The 19,047-nt window shown below is 73.0% G+C and carries 12 protein-coding genes; 6 read left to right on the plus strand and 6 right to left on the minus strand.

Going from position 1 to position 19,047, the window contains the following annotated elements:
• Nucleotides 1-19 precede the first annotated feature (19 nt).
• From AB0M52_RS13005 to AB0M52_RS13020, 4 genes are all read left to right on the plus strand, one after another.
• Nucleotides 20-454, plus strand: a complete 435-nt coding sequence (locus tag AB0M52_RS13005; RefSeq protein WP_363952764.1) for a hypothetical protein — start codon at nucleotides 20-22, stop codon at nucleotides 452-454.
• A gap of 209 nt (nucleotides 455-663) precedes the next feature.
• Nucleotides 664-3,306, plus strand: coding sequence for a cation-transporting P-type ATPase (locus AB0M52_RS13010; protein ID WP_363952766.1), 2,643 nt, complete (start codon nucleotides 664-666; stop codon nucleotides 3,304-3,306).
• Between the two features lie 33 nt (nucleotides 3,307-3,339).
• Nucleotides 3,340-4,236, plus strand: coding sequence for a universal stress protein (locus AB0M52_RS13015; RefSeq protein WP_363952768.1), 897 nt, complete (start codon nucleotides 3,340-3,342; stop codon nucleotides 4,234-4,236).
• A 128-nt stretch (nucleotides 4,237-4,364) separates the two neighbouring features.
• Nucleotides 4,365-5,210, plus strand: a complete 846-nt coding sequence (locus AB0M52_RS13020; protein ID WP_363952770.1) for a universal stress protein — start codon at nucleotides 4,365-4,367, stop codon at nucleotides 5,208-5,210.
• 84 nt (nucleotides 5,211-5,294) lie between these two features.
• Here AB0M52_RS13020 and AB0M52_RS13025 read toward each other — a convergent pair whose 3' ends face one another.
• Nucleotides 5,295-5,918 (minus strand): FMN reductase, encoded by a 624-nt coding sequence (locus AB0M52_RS13025; protein ID WP_363952772.1) that lies wholly within the window; start codon nucleotides 5,916-5,918, stop codon nucleotides 5,295-5,297.
• Entirely contained in the window at nucleotides 5,915-7,054 is a 1,140-nt protein-coding gene (locus AB0M52_RS13030; RefSeq protein ID WP_363952774.1) for an LLM class flavin-dependent oxidoreductase, read from the minus strand. The genes AB0M52_RS13025 and AB0M52_RS13030 overlap by 4 nt, the downstream gene beginning before the upstream one ends.
• Nucleotides 7,055-7,586: 532 nt before the next feature.
• Between AB0M52_RS13030 and AB0M52_RS13035 the strand changes: the two genes are divergently transcribed.
• On the plus strand, nucleotides 7,587-8,555 hold the full coding sequence (locus tag AB0M52_RS13035; protein WP_363952776.1) for a TIGR03118 family protein: 969 nt from the start codon (nucleotides 7,587-7,589) through the stop codon (nucleotides 8,553-8,555).
• Between the two features lie 111 nt (nucleotides 8,556-8,666).
• The gene (locus tag AB0M52_RS13040) at nucleotides 8,667-9,290 is read left to right on the plus strand and encodes a DNA-3-methyladenine glycosylase (RefSeq protein WP_363952778.1); all 624 of its coding nucleotides are present in this window, start codon (nucleotides 8,667-8,669) and stop codon (nucleotides 9,288-9,290) included.
• A gap of 57 nt (nucleotides 9,291-9,347) precedes the next feature.
• Here the strand turns inward: AB0M52_RS13040 and AB0M52_RS13045 are convergent, their stop codons facing one another.
• The 4 genes from AB0M52_RS13045 to AB0M52_RS13060 all read right to left on the minus strand — a co-directional run.
• Nucleotides 9,348-11,456 carry a DEAD/DEAH box helicase gene (locus AB0M52_RS13045; protein ID WP_363952780.1) on the minus strand — a complete coding sequence of 703 codons (2,109 nt, stop codon included), beginning with the start codon at nucleotides 11,454-11,456 and terminating at the stop codon, nucleotides 9,348-9,350.
• A 1-nt stretch (nucleotide 11,457) separates the two neighbouring features.
• Complete coding sequence (gene brxD, locus AB0M52_RS13050) at nucleotides 11,458-12,762, minus strand: BREX system ATP-binding protein BrxD (protein WP_363952782.1); 1,305 nt, start codon at nucleotides 12,760-12,762, stop codon at nucleotides 11,458-11,460.
• Nucleotides 12,759-15,464 carry a BREX-2 system phosphatase PglZ gene (pglZ, locus tag AB0M52_RS13055; protein ID WP_363952784.1) on the minus strand — a complete coding sequence of 902 codons (2,706 nt, stop codon included), beginning with the start codon at nucleotides 15,462-15,464 and terminating at the stop codon, nucleotides 12,759-12,761. Before pglZ ends, brxD begins: the two co-directional genes overlap by 4 nt.
• Nucleotides 15,465-15,507: 43 nt before the next feature.
• The coding region (locus tag AB0M52_RS13060) for a phage resistance protein (protein WP_363952786.1) at nucleotides 15,508-19,047 on the minus strand (3,540 nt) is incomplete at its 5' end.

Genomic DNA, 19,047 nt, shown 5'->3' on the forward strand with positions numbered 1-19,047 from the left:
CCGATCGGAGGAACCTGAGATGACCGCGATCCTCAACGCCACCGGTCCGGTGCCGCTCGTACCGCCCCGACCGGCCCCGCCTCCGCAGCCGGCACCGCCCGGGCCGGTCGGGCCGGTGCTGGAGCTGCCCGGCACACCGCCGGTCGCGCTGGTGCCGGTGATCCGCGACGGCCGCCCGGTGGGGGTGTTCGTCGCCGCCGACGGGTGCGTCCGGTACCGGCGCCTGCCCGATCCGGACCGGTTGCTGGCCGCCACCGCCGGGGTGCTGACCGTCGGTCTGGCGGCTGCCGGGGTCGCGCTGCTGGGGCGGCGGCGGCCGCCCGCGGTCGGCGCGCTGACCATGGGGCCGGGCGGCTGGGTCAGCTTCCGCGGGCTGCGCCCACCGGCACCCCAGGCCCCGGGGCCCTGGTGGGCCCGGCTGCTGCGAGCCCGCCGGCTGGTCGTCGAACGCTGACCGGCTGCCCGCCGGGTTGGAGGGCGCCGACGGTGGCCCGCCCGGTCGCCGTCGGCGCCGTCCTGCGGTGATCAGGCGGCCGGGTCGGCAGGGCCATTGGTCCCGGCCCGCGCGGGCGGATCGCCCCTGCCGGGTGGCGCCGGGCCGGACGAGGCTGGTGGTGGGAGGCGTGCCGCGGGGGCAGGCCGTGGGGAAGGGTGGAGCGGACGGTGGCCGGAGGGCTCCAGGTCGTGGGCGAGGACGTGCCGGTGCGGGCGGAGTTCGTCGCCGGGTCGGCACCGACGGCCGGGCTCAGCTCGGCGGAGGCTGGCCGCCGGCTGCTGGTCGACGGGCCGAACGCCGCCGCCGCGCCACCCCGCCGGCACCTGGCCACCCGGATCCTGCGACAGCTCACCGACCCGCTGGTCGCCCTGCTGCTGGCCGCCGCCGTGGTCACCACGGCACTGCGGGACTACCCCGACACGGCGGTGATCCTGCTCGTCGTACTGGTCAACACCACGATCGGAGTGGTTCAGGAGGTCCGCGCCGACCGGGCGATCGCCGGGCTCGACCAGCTCGCCGCGCCGACCGCCCGGGTGGTCCGCGACGGCCGCGACGTGGTGCTGCCCGCCGCCGAACTGGTCCGTGATGACCTGGTCCGCCTGGAGGCCGGCGACGTGGTCCCCGCCGACCTGCTGCTCGACGACGCGAGCCGGCTGCACCTGGACGAGTCGGCACTGACCGGCGAGTCGGTGCCGGTGGTCCGCGAGGCCGGCGAGGAGGCCAGCGCCGGCACGGTGGTGACCACCGGCCGGGCCGCCGGCACGGTGATACGCACCGGTCCGGCGAGCGCGCTGGGCCGGATCGCCACCCTGGCGGCCACCACCCGGCCGGCCGCCACCCCGCTGCAGCGCCGCCTCGCCTCACTCGGTCGGATCCTCGGCCTCGCCGCCGTGCTCCTGTCCGGGCTGGTCTTCCTCGTCGGCGTGCTCGGTGGCCGGTCGGCGGTGGACATGGCGGTCACCGCGGTGAGCCTGGTGGTGGCCGCGGTGCCGGAGTCCCTGCCCGCGGTGGTCACGCTGGCCCTCGCGCTCGGCGCGCGGCGGATGGCCGCGGCCCGGGCGATCCCCCGCCGGCTGCACGCGGTGGAGACGCTCGGCTCGGTCACCGTGATCGCCTCGGACAAGACCGGCACCCTCACCGAGGGGCGGATGGCCGTGCAGCACGCCGTCACCGCCGACGGCGTGCGGTTCGGCGTCACCGGCACCGGGTACGCCCCACACGGCACGGTCCACCGCGACGGCGTGCCGGTGGCCGTGCCGGACGAGCTGCGCCGGCTGGCCCGGGCGGGGTTGCTGTGCAACGACGCGACCCTGGCTGCGCCGACCGCCGAGCAGCCCCGGTGGAGTGCCGTCGGTGATCCGCTGGAGGCGGCGCTGGTGGCGTTCGCCGCCCGGTGCGGCCTGGATTCGGAGGCCATCCGCCGCGCCTGGCCGCGCGTCGCCGAGCACCCCTTCGACCAGCAGCTGCGCCGGATGACCACCGTGCACCGCTCCTGCGACCGCCGATTCCTGGTGGTGTGCAAGGGTGCGCCGGAAAGCGTGCTCACCTCGTCGCTGCTCGACGCCACCGACGAGGAGTTGGCCGACCTGACCGCCGCCGCGCACCGGCTGGCCGGCGACGGGCTGCGGGTGCTCGCGCTGGCGGCGGCCCTGGTGGACACCCCGCCGGCCGATCCGGCCCACCCGAAGGGGCTGCGCCCGGTGGGGTTGGTCGCCGTCGGTGACCCGCTGCGCGCCGGAGCGCCGGACATCGCCGCCAGCTTCGCCGACGCCGGGGTCCGGCTGGTGCTGGTCACCGGCGACCACCCGGCGACCGCGGCGGCCGTCGCCGGGCAGCTCGGGCTCTGGAACGAGGGCGATCCGGTGGTACGCGGCGACGCCGGCGACCCCGCGGACCCGCACCCGGCGGCGCGGGTGTTCGCGCGTACCCAGCCGGAGCAGAAGCTCGACATCATCGCCGGGTTGCAGTCCCAGGGGCACGTGGTGGCGATGACCGGTGACGGGGTCAACGACGCCCCGGCGCTGCGGCGGGCCGACATCGGCGTGGCCATGGGCGGTGGCACGGAGGTGGCCCGGCAGGCGGCCGACCTCGTGCTGGTCGACGACGACCTGTCCACGGTGGCCACCGCGATCGGCGAGGGCCGCCGGATCTACGACAACATCCGCCGGTTCCTGCGCTACGCCCTCTCCGGCGGCGTGGCCGAGATCGCGGTGATGCTGATCGGGCCGCTGTTCGGGCTGGCCGTGCCGCTGCTGCCGGCACAGATCCTCTGGATCAACCTGCTCACCCACGGCCTGCCGGGGGTCGCCCTGGGCGCCGAGCCGGCCGAACCCGGGACGCTGCGCCGGCCGCCGCGCTCGCCACGGGAGTCGGTGCTGGGTGTCGGGCTGGGCCGGCAGATCCTGGTCACCGGGGCGCTGATCTCGGCGGTGACGCTCGGCGCTGGCCTGCTCGCCGCCCGATGGGACCGGCCCTGGCAGTCGGTGGTCTTCGTGGTGCTCGGCCTGGCCCAGCTCGGGGTGGCGCTGGCGGTCCGCGCGCCCCGACCGCCGTCCGGGCGGCGGGGCAACCTGGCGCTGCCGATCGCGGTGGTCGTCTCCGCGCTGCTGCAGGTGGCCGGCGTGCTGCTGCCGCCGCTGCGGGAACTGCTCGGCACCGAGCCGCTCGGCGTCGCGGAGCTGCTCGCCTGCGCCGCGGTGAGCACCCTGCCCGGCCTGGCCCTGCGACTGACCCGCCGCCCGGCGGCGGGGTCCGACGGTGGTGGCCCGCGGACGGGAACCGCGGTCCCGGACCGTGGCGCCGTCGGATAGGTCAGGCTGGTGGCGAACCGAAGGAGGACGAAGATGACCAGCAACACCGGTGCCCCCGTGGTGGTGGGTGTGGACGGTTCCGAGGTCGCGCTGCACGCCGTCCGGGCCGCCGCGCGGGAGGCGGCGTACCGGCACCGCCCACTACGGGTGGTACACGCGTTCATCTGGCCCCTCATGGGGGTGCCGCTGGGTCCGGCACCGGGGGCGCCCGCCGACGCCGGCCTGCGCAACCAGGCCGAGCAGTGCGTCGCCGAGGCGGTGGCCGAGGCCGGCAAGGCCGCCCCGGAGGTGGCGGTCACCGGCGCGGTGGTCGACGGCGCACCGGCGGCCGTGCTGCTCGCGGAGACCCGCGACGCCGCACTGGTCGTCCTCGGTAGCCGGGGCCTGGGCGGCTTCGCCGGGCTGCTGATCGGGTCGGTGGCCGTGCAGGTCAGCTCCCGCGCGGAGTGCCCGGTGCTGGTCGTGCGGGGTGAACCGCGGGCGGACGGGCCGGTGGTGGTCGGTGTCGACGGCTCGGAACTCTCCCAGGAGGCGGTCGGGTTCGCGTTCGAGGAGGCGGCTCGCCGCGGCGCCGAGCTGATCGCGGTGCACGCCTGGCTGTACCCGACGCCGGCCGGCCCCGGTGACATCCTGCCCCTGGTCTACGACCTGGACGCCTTCCGCGAGGAGGAGGAACGCACCCTCGCCGAGTCCGTCGCCGGCTGGTCCGAGCGCTATCCGGAGGTGCCGGTGCGGCAGCGACTGGTCCGGGGCTCCCCGGCCCGGGCGCTGGTGGAGGAGTCCCGTGCCGCCCAACTGGTGGTGGTCGGCGCGCGGGGACGGGGTGCGCTGAGCGGCCTGCTGCTCGGCTCGGTCAGCCACGCGGTGCTGCACCACGCCCACTCCCCGCTGGCGATCGTACGGAGGCCGCGTACGGTCGAAGGATCTTGACCGACGGGGTCGCGCCGCTCCCCCGGTGCGGCCCGCCCGCCGCTGGTAGGCCGGCCCTTGGTGGTGTGTCGGGGCCGGCCCGCCGGCGGGCCATAACGACAATGACCTGACCGACCTCTGGAGGCCCGATGAACCGACCTGTCGTGGTGGGGGTGGACGGATCACCGCCGAGCCTGGTCGCCGCGGAGCACGCGGCGCAGGCGGCGGTGTGGCGGTCCCGCCCGCTGCACCTGGTGCACGGCTATCTGCATCCGCTCGGCTACGGGGTGCCGATCAACCCGTACGAGGTGGGGTTGCCGTCGCCGTCGGAGGACGGCCGGAAGATGCTCGAACAGACCGCCGCCGAGCTGGTCGACCGGTGGCCGGGGCTGACCGTGGAGGTACGCCAGGTGGCCGGCGGGCCGGGCGCGACGCTGGTCGAGGAGTCCCGGCGGGCGGAGCTGGTGGTGGTGGGCAGCCGGGGCCTGGGCGGGTTCGCCGGGCTGCTGCTCGGCTCGGTCGGCACCCAGGTCGCCGCGCACGGCCACTGCCCGGTGCTGGTGGTCCGGCCGCCCGACCGTCCGATCCCGGCTGAGGGGCCGGTGCTGGTCGGGGTGGACGGCTCGGAGTCGGCCGAACTCGCCGTCGGGTTCGGCGCCGAGGAGGCCGCCCGTCGCGGTGCCGCCCTGGTGCTGGTGCACGTCGCCGACGAGCGGGACGCCGCGGACGGCGGGGAGGCGGCGGCGCTGCTGGCCACGGCGGGTGCGTCGGCCCGGGGCAGTCACCCCGGCCTGACCGTCGAGGAACGGATGATCGCCGCGCCGAAACCCGACCAGGCGCTGATCGAGGCGACCGGGGACGCCGCGCTGGTGGTGGTCGGATCCCGCGGCCGGGGCGGTTTCGCCGGTCTGCTGCTGGGCTCGGTCAGCCAGGCGTTGGTGCAGCACGCCCGTTGCCCGGTGCTCGTCGCCCACCGGTACGAGCCGGAGCGCTGAGCCCGTCCGGCCACGGCGGCCTGCGCCGCTGGCGACGGCCGCCCCGCCGGCAGGCGGCGGGGCGGCCATCGGGTTCGCTCGGGGTCAGCCGTCGCCGCGGTGCAGCAGCTGCTCGAAGTTGGTGGTGAGGGCGAACGGGTCGGCCGGCCCGCTCGACGGCGGACGCTGGTGCACCTGTTCGGCGAGTTCGCGGCCGGCGCGGCTGATCCGGGCGCGTAGCGCGCCGTCCGCCGTGCCGGCGGACCAGTCCTCTGGTGCGGCGAAGACCGCTGTCGGCATCACCACCGCCCGCAGGTGGGTGAACATCGGCCGCAGGGCGTGTTCCAGGGCGAGGGAGTGCCGGGCGGTGCCCCCGGTGGCTCCGATCAGCACCGGCCGGCCGCCCAGCGCGTCGGCGTCGACCAGGTCGAAGAACGACTTGAACAGCCCGTTGTACGAGGCGTTGAAGATCGGTGTGACGGCGATCAGCCCGTCGGCGCCGGTGACCTGGTCGAGCACCTGCCGCAGGGGGTCCGACGGGAAGCCGGTGAGCAGGTGGTTGACGATGTCGTGGGCGTGCTCGCGCAGGTCCACCGGTCGCAGCTCGACGTCCTCGCCGTGCCCGACCAGCTCGTCGCGGGTGGCCGCGGCGAGCTGGTCGGCGAGCAGTCGGGTCGACGAGGGCTGGCTGAGTCCGGCCGACACCACCGCCAGGGTGCGCGAGGTCACCGGTCGGCCTCCGCGCCGGTCCCGGCCAGGTCACCGGCCGGGGTCCCGCCGGTCTGCGCGGCGCGTTCGGCGGCGGCCCGCAGCGAGGCGTGCGTGGGTGCGACCGGCACGTGGGCCGGGCGCAGCGAGTCGAACTCCTTGCGCAGCACGGGTACGACCTCCTCGCCCAGGATGTCGAGCTGTTCCAGCACGGTCTTCAGCGGCAGCCCGGCGTGGTCCAGGAGGAACAGCTGCCGCTGGTAGTCGCCCACGTAGTCGCGGAAGCCGAGCGTACGGTCGATGACCTGCTGCGGGCTACCCACGGTCAGCGGAGTCTGCGCGGTGAACTCCTCCAGCGACGGGCCGTGCCCGTAGACCGGGGCGTTGTCGAAGTACGGCCGGAACTCGCGTACCGCGTCCTGGGAGTTCTTTCGCATGAACACCTGGCCGCCGAGGCCGACGATGGCCTGGTCGGCGGAGCCGTGGCCGTAGTGCTCGAAGCGCTGCCGGTAGAGGCCCACCATCCGGCGGGTGTGCTCGGCCGGCCAGAAGATGTGGTTGGCGAAGAAGCCGTCGCCGTAGTACGCGGCCTGCTCAGCGATCTCGGGGCTGCGGATCGACCCGTGCCAGACGAACGGCGGCACGCCGTCGAGCGGACGCGGCGTCGAGGTGAACGACTGCAACGGAGTGCGGAAGCGACCCTTCCAGTCGACCACGTCCTCGCGCCAGAGCCGGCGCAGCAGGTCGTAGTTCTCGATGGCCAACGGAATGCCGTTGCGGATGTCCTGGCCGAACCAGGGGTAGACCGGACCGGTGTTACCTCGGCCCATCATCAGGTCGACCCGGCCGTCGGCCAGGTGCTGCAGCATCGCGTAGTCCTCGGCGATCTTCACCGGGTCGTTGGTGGTGATCAGCGTGGTCGCGGTGGAGAGCAGCAGCCGCTCGGTACGGGCCGCGATCCAGCCCAGCATCGTGGTGGGCGACGAGGGCACGAACGGCGGGTTGTGGTGCTCGCCGGTGGCGAAGACGTCGAGACCGACCTCCTCGGCCTTGAGCGCGATGGTGACCATCGCCTTGATCCGCTCACCCTCGGTCGGCTCGCGACCATTGGTCGGGTCGACCGTGACGTCGCCGACGGTGAAGACCCCGAACTGCATGACCAGCTCCCTCGTGTCGTCCGACCGGGGCCGTCGCGGCTCCCGGACCCACCCGACAACATATTTGACGAGTCAACTATTCCGGGCCCGGCGGCACCGGCGGTGGCCGGCGTCACCCCGCGGCAGCCCGATGAGGCCGTGACACCCGTTCGGGTGCGGACCGGAGGCTGCCTCCCAAAAGCGACCAATTGCCTCGGTGTTATGGATATGTTTCATGTACTAGGCACTGCTTGCCCCGAATGGGGGAAAACCGCCAGAGATCGATTTTGCGTGGGCCGAGCATGCCATCCAGCGCCTGCATCCCGATGCGGCGGCCATGAGGGCTTGCCGCCGGATCAGGCCAAGCGACTGTTTCCCAGGGAAGGGGTACCAGGTGATCAGAACGCGTGGACGGCTGTTGGCCGTCGCAGCGATGGTCAGCGCGGCGGTGGCGGTCTCCGCCACAGTGGCAATGGGCGACGGAGGTGATCACGACCGCGGCGGAAAGTCGGACAGCGGCGGCCACGAGGAGCGTAATGGCCCACGCTTCAGAGTGATCAACCAAGTCTCCGACGACCCGGCACGAGATCCGGCGCTCGTCGACCCGGACGCCGTCAACTCATGGGGGCTGGCGCTGGGGCCGACGACCCCCCTGTGGGTGTCGAACAACGGCACCAACACCGCCACCGTCTACAGCGGTGGCATCAACGGCAAGGCCGTGGAGAAGGTCCGCACCGTCACCATCCCCGCTGGCGCGCCGACCGGGGTCGTGTTCAACGACACCAAGGGCTTCGAGGTGCCCGGGCCGGGCAACGACAAACCGGCCGCCTTCATCTTCGTCAGCGAGGGCGGCGACGTCACCGCCTGGAACCCGGACACGGACACCACCGCGGTCGTGGTGGCGCACACCAACCGCGCGATCTACAAGGGCGTGACGCTGCTGAAGACCGACGTCGGCAACTTCCTGCTGGCCACCGACTTCCACCACGCACGCATCGACGTGTTCGACGAGAACTTCGACCGGGTGAACCTGCCGGACTCCTTCTTCCGGGACCGGAACCTGCCGGAGGGCTTCGCGCCGTTCAACGTACTGGCGGTGGGCGAGAAGGTCTTCGTGACCTACGCGAAGCAGGACGCGGACGCGAAGGACGACGTGCATGGCCCGGGCCTCGGCTTCGTCGACCTGTTCACCGACTTCGGCACCAAGGTTCGGCGGATCGCCAGCGAGGGGACTCTGAACGCGCCGTGGGGCCTCGCCATCGCGCCGAAGGGCTTCGGCGAGTTCACCGGCGACCTGCTCGTCGGCAACTTCGGCGACGGCCGGATCAACGTGTTCGACCGCGACGGCTTCAAGGGCCAACTGCGGGACGAGGAGGGCGAGACGATCGTCATCGACGGTCTGTGGGCGCTCCTACCGGGCACCGAAACCACCGGCGGCGAAGGGACCCTGTGGTTCAGTGCCGGGCCGGACGACGAGACGCACGGCCTGGTGGGTCAGCTGATCCCGACGACCAGGAAGTAACCAGCGCGGAATCCGCCGCGCCCCGGCAAGCTCGGGGCGCGGCGGACCGCTGTTCCCGCGCCACGCGCTCAGGCGGCGATCTCCAACGCCCTCGGTACCCTTGCCCTCACCATGACGCACCACTGGCTCCAGACCCCGGCCTCGCAGGTGGCGGTGGCAGCGCGAAGCCTCCTCGGCTGGGCCGTGTCGGCCAACGGCGTCAGCCTCCGCCTGACCGAGGTCGAGGCGTACGCCGGCACCGGGGAGGATCCGGCCTCCCACGCCCATCGCGGACCGACTCCGCGCAACGAGGTGATGTTCGGCCCGGCCGGGAACGTCTACGTGTACTTCGTGTTCGGCATGCACTGGTGCATGAACATCGTGTGCGGCCACGAGGGTGAGGCGGCTGCCGTCCTGCTGCGGGCGGGCGAGGTGACCGACGGGATCGAGCTCGCCCGGGAACGCCGCAACCATCCCCCGGATCGTGACCTGGCACGCGGGCCGGCCCGGCTCGTCACCGCGCTCGGGCTCGGCCGCGACGCCAACGGCACCTGCGCCGTCGACGGGTCCGGGCCGGTGCGCCTGACCCCGCCGTCAGCCCCCGTCGACCCGGCCCTGATCGCCGCCGGCCCTCGTGTCGGGGTGACCGCGGCGCACGACGTACCGTGGCGGTTCTGGCTGATGGACGAGCCGAGCGTGAGCCCGTACCGCCGCCACACCCCGCGCCGCCGGCGCCCAGACGCCCTGACGATTTGACGTGCAGTTCCGCTGGCGCCTGGTGACCCGGCCGCGCAGCGGGATGGCTCGGCTTGTTCAGGTCGGTATGCCAGTGACGAAGCGGGTCGGTTGACGGAGGATGACGGCAGCGCCTTCAAGATCGACTGAGCGAGCCGCGAGCGTCGCCATGGCCAGCCGCTTCGGGAGGGCGGCGGAGAACTTTAGGCCGTTGACGGCTTTTTCATCAATCTCGGGCAGGCAGAGCCGCTCGTCCGCCGCTGCGGCGGCCGCAGCCCACGCGGCTGGTGTCAAGTCCTCCCGCATGCGGATGCTGCAGTCATCGAAGCGTTCCACCGGGTCGATCGCCTCGCCAAGCGTCGCGGTCAAGGTTGCGTTGGCCCGGAAGCCTGCCCAGGTCCACCACCGTAGGTCGCCATCCTTCTCGCGGACGATCACGTTGCCGCCGGGGTGCACGAGGCGGAGCTTCTCATCACGCTCTTGAGCAAGCCGATTCACAGCTCGTTGAGTCAACTTCACGGGAGGGTCGGCACCGAGCAACACCTCCCGGACAGCACGCGCCAGTTCGAAGCCCAGACCCGCCCAGCCGGTGCCCAGCCAGCGGGCTCGTCCCCCGCCGTCAGCCGGCTCAACGAAACACCGTCGGCGGCGCCAATCGATGTAGGTCACTCGCCAGCTTCTGCCGCCCAGGAGTAGCCGACGGTCGCCTCGGACCTCCTCGGTGAGAAGGCTCGGATCGACCCGGCCGAGTTCGTTTCGCCCGAGCATTACCGTGAATTCCGGTGGTCCAGTGAACACTGCCGTCATGTCCATGAAGTGACGACGACCGAAGCGCGCTTCAGCAGCCGGACCAATGAACAGCATGCCGCCGTCCTGATCGAGGTAGCCGTGCTCGACCAGGTGACGGACGATCGGGCGGGCGTTTTTGTCGAAGGGGCCCAGCCCGTTCCAGGCATGTGTCCAGAGTTGGTCGCCGACCCGATGCTCCTGCAAGCAGAGCGCGAGTATCTGCTGAGCGACGATGTGCTGCGGTTCCGGTGGTGGGCTCACTGCTTCCACCCAGCCACGAGACCACAGCAGCAGCAGCGCCGCTGCCTCGGTCAGCGCGTCCCCGTCGAGGGTCAGGAAGAGGCAGTTGCGGCTGGTTCCGGGCCGGCGACCGGTGCGGCCGAGGCGTTGGAGGAACGAGGCGACCGTGGCGGGCGCGTCGATCTGGATAACCCGATCGAGGTCCCCGACGTCGATGCCCAGCTCGAGGGTGCTGGTCGAGACGATGACGCAGTCCCGGGCGTCGCTGAACGCCTCCTCGGCTCGGCGGCGCTCGTCGGCGGAGAGCGACGCGTGGGAGAGGTAGGTGGCCACTCCCTTTTCTCGCAGCATCTGGCCGAGTTCCTCGACGGTCTGTCGGGACTCGCAGAAGACCAGGCGTTTCTCCCCGTGGTGGAGCCCCGCGATCACCGTTACCGCGTTGGCGAGGGAGCCGACGTAGTCCAGTTCGATGTCGCCTGGCGGTGGACGGTCGGCCACCGCGACCGCGTCCGGGGCAACCACCTGGGCCGGCCGGTGGCCTGCGCCCGAGGCCTGGAGCCAGGTCAGGAGCTGGCCCGGATTGCCGACCGTGGCGGACAGCCCGATCCGTTGCAGCGGCCGCCCCGCCACCCGGCTCAGCCGTTCCAGCACCGCCAGCAGGTGCCACCCGCGGTCGTCACCGGCGAAGGCGTGCACCTCGTCGACGACGACGGCGTGCAGGTCGGCGAAGAACAGCCGGTGGTCGACCCTCGTGCTGACCAGCATTGATTCCAGCGACTCGGGGGTGGTGAGCAGGATGTCGGGGCGCTCGTAGAGGACGGCCTGCCGGCGTGAGGTGCTGACGTCGCCGTGCCAGACTGCGGCGCGGCGGCCGAGCCAGCCCGCGTACTGCTCTACGCGGGGTTGCAGGTTGTTGAGCAGCGCCTTCAGCGGGGCGAGGTAGAGCACGGAGGTGCCGGTCCACCGCTGCTGCGCCATCCGGGTCAGCAGCGGAAACAGCGCGGCCTCGGTCTTGCCACCGGCGGTCGGGGCCAGAAGCAGCGCATCCGACCCGTCCCGGACCGGGGTGACGGCAGCACGCTGCATCGGGCGCAGGTCACGCCAGCCCAACGTGTTGACCACGTGGTGCAGGACGACCGGGTCGAGCTCCGGAAGCATGTCAGATCGGCAGTTCGATGTCGTCGGCAGAGGCAGCCGCGTTGCGTTCGACCTCGGACAGCTCGTCGGCCCGCAGGGTCAGCTCGTAGTGGCGCCGAGGATCCCAGTCCGCGAACTGGTCGACCCGGTCGAACACGTCCGCGACCAGCTTCTTCAGGTAGATGCGCGGGGCGACGCCGACCTGACCACCGAGCGCGCCGGTGACGGCTCGGGCGAGTGCCGCGAGATATTCGTCGTCCACCCGGGAGTCGACCGCCGGGCTGGCGTAGATCGTGCGTACCCGCTGGCCGAGTTCGACGAGCGCGTCGGTGGTGAAGCCAGGGAGGCGCAACTGGGTGGCGCGGGGGTTGTCCCAGCGCGGCTCCGGGCCGAAGTCGGTGGCGAGCCGCTGGGCGAGCGGCGCGAGTCGCTGAACCCCCTGCGGGCCGTCGAAGAAGGCCGGTGTGCCGGTGATCAGCACCATGAGGCCCGGGAAGCGGTCGGCGTGCACCTCGTCGATGAGCTGGCGGAGCGAGTTGAGGGCCTTGTCCCGCGCGTCGGAGCGTACCCGTTGCAGCGTCTCGACCTCGTCGAGCACCAGCAACAGCCCCTGGTGCCCGCTGTCGCGCAGGACGGTCAGCAGGCCGCGCAGGAAGCTCAGCGCCGCGTAGTGATCGAGGTCCCCCTTCACCCCGGCGACCCGGCGTGCCGCGGCGGCGACGTGTGGCTGACCACCCAGCCAGGCAGCGAGGCCGTCGGCCGTACGGTGATCGCCGGTGGCGGTGGCGGCCCGGTAGCCGCGCAGTGCAGCCGCGAAGCCGGGCGTGCTGCGGGAGATCTCGCCCAGTCGGCGTTCCAGCAGTTCGCCGACCGCCTGGTCGAGGGCCTCCGCGTCGTCCTCCGCGATCGTGCCTCCGGCGAGGGCGTCCTCCTCCAACGCGAAGATCCAGCCATCCAGCACGGGCCGGAACGCGCTCGGCGCGAACTGCTCGGTGCTGAGGTGTTCGACCAGCCGCCGGTAGACGGTCTCCATCCGGTGCAGGGGCGTCTCCAGTTCGGAGATCTGCACCTCGGCGGCGGCGAAGCCACGTCGCTTGGCGCGCTCGGCCAGCCAGCGGGTGAAGAAGGTCTTCCCCGCGCCGTACTCGCCGCGTACGGCCTTGAACACGCTGCCGCCGCCAGCGACGCGGTCGAGGTCGTCGTCGAGGGCGGCGGTGAACCGGTCCAACCCGACCGCGAGCGCGTCGAGCCCGTTGCTCGGTACGACGCCGCGACGCAGCGCGTCGACGATGTCTCGTCGGCGGCGGGCAGAGATCTCCACGGTCACCGCGGCTCCAGCTCGAACTGCTCGATCAGCAGATCCCGGTTGAGGTGGACGGTGCGCCCGTCCGGATCCATGGTGACCACTGGGTAGCCTTCGACCTGCAGCAGCCGGCGCAGTGCCGTCATCGTGCCGTGGATGCGGTGCGCCGGGACGCCGGCCCGGGCGGCCAGCGTGTCGAGGGCCGCCCGGTCACCACCATCGAGCAGGGCGCGCAGCAACGCGGCGACCCGCTCGTCGGCGAGTGGCATCCGGGGGTCGCGGCGCTGGGCATACCGGTCGCTGGCGAGCAGCGCCACCACCAGATCAGGGGCGATCGGCGCGGGCTGCGGCGCAGCGGCCGGCGCCGCCGCGACCGGGGCCAAGTCGAAGAGGCCCTCAGGCTGCGGCTCGACAGGCCGATGGGGCCGGCGACGGCCCGGCGAAGCCGGTGCGGGAGGCGGAGTGGATGTTTCCGGCAGCGGTTCCCGCCACCAGTCCGGGCTGGCCACGGGTGCGCCGGACCATCCGGGTACGGCCTGGTCGTCACCGGCGGCCAGCACGAGCAGCGGGATCACGGCCTCTGCCGGTGCGGCGCCACCGTGGTAGCCGGCCTTGCGCGGCCCGTACCGCACCTCCTCCCGCCAGGGCAGGATGACCGAGCCGCCGTCGAGTGCCACCCGGCTGCCGCTCACAGCGACCTCGTCATCAGCAACCGGGCCGGTGGCCGGTCGCCACCGGTTCTCGCTGCTGGCGCTGGGCAGGGCACGCGACTCCGGTCCGCGGTCGACGACGTGACCGTGGTCGGAGACGAGGACGACCACTCGGTCCGCGGCCGAGGCCAGCAGGTCGCCGACGGCCGTGATGGTCTCCTCGCCCCAGACGGTGGTGCCCGGGTCGCTGCGGTCAAGGGCGTCGTCGATCGTGTTGACGACGGCGGCGACCACCGGGATCGACGCGTCGTCGAGCGCGGCCAGCACCTCCTGGTCCAGCGCCGTGCCGGCACCGGCCCGCAGCGCCGCCTTGTGCAGCAGCCGCCCGGTGGGCCACCGCTGCCTGAACGCCTTCTGCTCGGCCTGCCGGCCCCCGGCCGCGATCCGCCCGCTGAGCAGGCTGCACCGGCTGACCTCGGTCACGGTGGGCAGGGCGGCGAGCACGCCGGTGCGGGGCCCGCCGCCGGGGGTGAGCTCCACCCAGGCGCCGCTGCGGGTGACCGACTCGGCCAGCTCGGTGGCCGCCGCCATGCCCATGCCGTCGAGCACGAGCAGCAGCGCCCGGCTGCCCTGGTCGAGGATCGGCTGGACCACCCGGTCGAGCACGTCCTCGACCCGCAGCAGCGCACCCGGCTCGCTCTCGGCGGCGGTCGCGGCGGCGAGCAGGGCGGCGAACTGCTGGTCGTGGCGGGAGCGCCGGGCGTCCACGGCGCGGTGCAGCAGCCGGTACGCCTCGGCGACCTGCGGGTCGGGGTCGCCGGCGAAGACGTCCAGCCGGGCCCGATCGACCCATCCGTCCTGCCGGACCTGCCGGTGCACCGCGTCGAGCAGGGTGGCCGGCGGGGGGCCGTCTGCGGTGTGCAGCCAGCGCAGCAGGCGGACGGCCATCCGCGCGGTCTCCTCCCGGCGCGGTTCGGTGGCTCGGTGCGCCTCCACCGGGGCGAGCGCGTTCTGCGCCCGGGTGACCGCGGCCGCCGGCACCGACCCGCCGGGCGGCACGGCGAGCCGCACGGCGTCGGCGAAGGCCCGCAGCCGCTGGACGAATCCGCTGGGCAGGACGGTGGACGCGCCGAGGAGCCCGGTGATGCCGATCTCGGCGGCGATCGCCTCGGCCCGCCGGAGGATCCGCATCGCCTCTTGCCGGCCGTCGTCGCTGGAGTCGACCGTCCGGTAGACCCACGCCTCGGCGGCCTCGTGCAGCGTCTCAGCCTGCTTCGGGGCAAGCCGCAATCCACCGAAGCGGGGCTCCAGCCGGGCCTGCCCGACGACGGCCTCCACCTCGGCATGCTCGCTGCCATCGGGCCAGAGCAGCCCGGCGAGCAACCCCAGCGGGATCACGTCGACGCCGTGCCCGGCCCGTACGGCCGCCATGATCGGGACGGCGGCCGGGCCGGCGGTGCTGGTCAGGTACGCCGTGATCCCCTCGGCCTCGGCGTCGGGCAGGGCGGTGAACCGCAGTTGCCGGCGGGCGTCGGTGCTCCACTGCACCAGGCCGCTGTCGTCGAGTTCGGCGGGTGGCAGCGCCAGCAGTTCCGCGGCGAGGCTGCGCAGCGCGTGGTCCCGGGTGAGGATCGCGCCGGGCGGGGCGGGCCACCCGTCAGTCGGGGCGTGATCGGTGAGTGCGTTGGCGACCCAGCGCCCGACCCGAACCAGGGTCGGGTCGAGCGCGGTCACCCCGCCGAACATCTGCCGGACCAGGTCCCACGGATCGATCTTGCGGACGGTCTGCTTGCTGAGGTGGGCGAGAAGCCCGTCGCCCAGGTCGCTGTCGGTCAGCTCGGTCAGCAGCACCAGCCGTTCGCCGTCGACCCGGTCGTGCAGGGCGGCGCGGGCGGCGAGCGGGGTGGGGCACGGCACCACGCGCACGCGAGTGCCGTCGACGGTGAGCACCGGCTCCGCCGGCCATTCGGGGCGGGCCTTCAGGGCGATGGCGTCGGCCGGGTCGCCCTCGGCCAGCCACGCCTCGAGCTTGCGGCGGACAGCGTCCGGCTGCGCGGCGCTGACCGGCGCGCTCACGATCCCACCTCACCGAGCACACCCCGGGACGGGTCACGTGCGGTCACCGGAGCTCCCAGGTAACGGTGACGTGGCGTCCAGCGGCCACTGCGGCCCCGATCTCGGCGGCGACCTTCTGCCAGGTCGTGGCGTCGACAACCTCGTGGTGCCGGGTGGCGACTCCCCCGCCGTCCAGGGGCGTGACCGGTCCTTCACCCGATCGCGGGTCGGCACCGTCACCGGACGCAACCGTGGCCGGATCGTCGTCGGCCGGTGTCCGCACCGCCGGTACGACATGGTGATCCGTCACCAGCCGCTCAGGTGAGGGCGGCGTAACGACCGGCGTCCCGCGCTCGGTCGGTTCGGGCTTCGGCTGTTCGGCGGCGAGCAGCGCCGCCGACGCCTCGACCGCCGTCCGGAGCGCGTCGATGAGATCCTGCCCGTGCTGTTCGCGCCGGGCGATGTCCCGGAGCCGTTCGATGATCCTCCGCGCCCGCTCGTCGTGGGCGGCCCTGGCCGCGATGGCCTGGAGCAGCGGCCACTGGTGGGCCTGGGCCAGAGAGCGGCCCATCTCGCCCGCGTGGGCCAGCACCTCGCCCACGGCCTTGTCGTCGATGTCGCCGAGATCGGCGCGGGCCACCGTCTCGACCAGCACCACGTCGTCGCGTTCGGTTGCCACCTCGGCCACGAACCGGGCCGCCCGCCGGGCGGCGGCGAGCCGGCCGGTCGCCGCCGCCGCGTCCAGTCCCAGCACGTCGGCGTGCGCCGCCAGCGCATCGACCAGCTCGCTGGCCGCCTTGCGTCGAGCCGCCGCCGAGGAGCGTAGCGTGCCGGCGAGTTCACCGAGGTTCGCCGGGGTCCGCCACACGGGCAGCACCCCGCCGAAGATCGTTGCGCCCCGGCGCACCGCGTCCGCCCAGGCCTGCTCGTCGGGCATCGGCGGGTGTCGCAGCTCAAGCTCGTCGCGCACGGCGGCGAGCTGGGTCACGTCGACCTTGCCGCCGTGCTGGTACCAGGCGAGCTGCTGTTCCAGCCCGAAGACAGTGATGATCAGGTTTTGCAGTTCCCGGTCGAAGCCGAACGCGGCCGGCTCGTCGATGAGCCGGCGCAACACGTGCACCGGGAAGTGGTTGGTGTAGTCCTCGCTGGCGGCGGCCTGGAGCAGGTGCTGGCTCCAACGACAGGTCGAGGTGGTCAGCACGTACCGCCCATCGACGATCTCACCGAGCCGCAGGTTGTTGCATACCCGGCGGAGGATGCGCTGGTCGGCCGGGTTGGGCACGGTGACGCCGCGGGTGGGGTCGGCGGCGGCCTGCTTGGCGTACTCCAGGATCTTGTTCAGCTCGCCGCGGGTGACCGGCTTCTCGTCGTCCGGCATGGCGGGACGGCCCGGGTAGGACCAGGCGAGGAGTTCCCCGGTGAGGTGATGGAACGCCTCGGCGAGCGTCCCGCCGCGCGGGTCGCCGAGGCGCAGGCCGTCGTCGAGGGTGTGGAACACTCCGACGCTGTCGTCCTGCACGTCCGAGCCGCGCGAGGTGGCCGACCCGTACGCCTGCATCAGTGCGCCGAGCAGGGTGCTGCGCAGCTGCGATTGGCGTTGCTGGAGGTAGACCCGGCCCTGCTGCCGGTCCGCGAGGGACCAGTCGGCGGCGAGCGAGTTGAGCCGGTCGCCGGTACCGTTACCGAGCAGATAATTGATCTTGGCGAGTTGTCCGACCTTCGCCATCACCTCGTCGGTCAGGAAGAAGGGCAGCCAGAAGACCGTCCGGGAGCCGCGTTCCAGGCTCTCGATCCGGGCGCGGTCGGCGGCGCGCTCGTAGCCCTGGAGGTCGAACGGGTAGTCGACGACCACCCGCCAGGCTTCCCCGCTGGCGACCAGCGCCGAGACCGGCATGGTGTCGGGGTCGCGTACGTTGCCGAACTTGACCTGGACGGTGTGCCGCCGGCCGCGCCAGTCGCGCGGGTGCAGCAGCTCACCGAGTTGGCCGTCAACCCCGGTGATGCCCATCTCGGCGGTGACCATCTCGCGGATCAGCTGCTGCCGTACCCCGGTGGTGGTGGTTTCCTCGTCCGGCACCAGGTCGAGCAGCTTGTCGTAGTCGACGGCGTGCAGCTTGAGCGAGACGACCGGGTCGGGCGTCTTGGTGAGGTGCAGTTCCCCGGCGCTGTCGGCGACCCGGTTGAGGCGGTTGAGCACGATCTGCCGCTCGTAGCCAGGGATCGGCGAGGTGATCGAGCCGAAGTTGAGCGCGTGCAGCTTGGCCGCGGTGAGGTTGTGCAGCGCCGGCACCTCGGGCACCAGCGCGCCGAGCAGCACCGTCTTGATCAGCTTGTCGTCGAGCTGGAACTGCTGGTGCCCGGCCGCCTGCTCCTCGGCGATGTTGTTGAGGCCGAGCAGGATCGGCCGCAGCTTCTGCGTGTAGAGACTCCGGGCGGACTGGAAGAGCTGCTTGAGCTTGGGTCGGTCGGGCAGCTCGCCGTGCAGCACCAGCGGGTCGAAGAGGGCGGCCACGCCGATCAGGTCGTTGACCTTCAGGGTGTCCCGGCGGGCGACGAGCAGCTCGGTCATCACCTTGAGCGCGGTCCGCTCCCGCTGCAACGCCTGCGACAGCGCCACCAGCGTGGCGACCAGGGCCGGCGAGAACGGGTAGAGCTTGCGGAAGGCGGCGGCGTCGGAGCCGATGCCGGCGTCGCCGTACTGGGCGCCCAGCAGCAGCGTGTCCCACACCTCGCGGTTGCCCTTGACCGCGGCGAAGGCGTTGTCGATCACCGCCTTCCCCTCGTCGGTGAGCGGCTTGAGCAGCCGCTTCTCGGTGATCTCGGGCAGGTTGGTGTCGGCGAGGGCGACCTCGCCGAACCGGCCCTGGACGCTGCGCATGACGTGCGCCAGCGCTTCCCGTTCGGTGCCGCCGACCTGCGGGCCGAGGAAGTCCTCCAGATTGCGCTGCCGGGCCACGAAGGAGATCAGCGGCAGCGGCCGGGTGGCGTCGGCGGACTCCACGAGCTTGTTGAGCTTGGCACCCTCGGTGTTGACGAAGACGTGGTCGCTGAGCTTCGTGGAGAGCCAGAGGATCAGCTCGTCGAGGAAGAGCACCAGCGCGTCGTACCCGAGGGCCTTGGCGTGCCGGGTGATCACCGCGAGGCCGGTGTCCAGGTCCAGGTACTCGCCACTGCGTACCGCGCCGGTAAAGAACGTGCTGGTCAGGGCGCTCACCAGCAGGTCCCGCTGCTCGGTGCCGGGCGCTGCGGCGGCAGCGGCGGCGTAGCGCTCGGCCGTCCAGCCGGCTGCCCGGGTGACGTGCGCGGCCAGTCCGGCGCCGCTGGTCACCGGCGCGCCGCCGCCGTCGTGCAGGGCGGCGAAGAACGCCTCGTCGCCCATCCGCTCGCGCAGCCGGGCCGCGTCGTCGAGCAGCGCGTCCGACCGGTGTACGGCGGGCACCGGCGCCTCAGGGTGCAGGGCGGTGATCTGGTTGAGGTACCCCTCCAGGACCGCCTGCTCGACGGAGCGCGCGTCGAGCATGTGGAAGGTGAGGGTGAGCAGCTTCCGGTCGCGCAGCCACGGGTCGGCGGCGAGCACCGGCTCGGCCAGGCCCCGGATCTGCCG

Origin of the sequence: Micromonospora sp. NPDC051296, assembly GCF_040682255.1 — a bacterium.
In the GTDB taxonomy this organism is placed as follows: Bacteria; Actinomycetota; Actinomycetes; order Mycobacteriales; family Micromonosporaceae; genus Micromonospora; species Micromonospora craterilacus.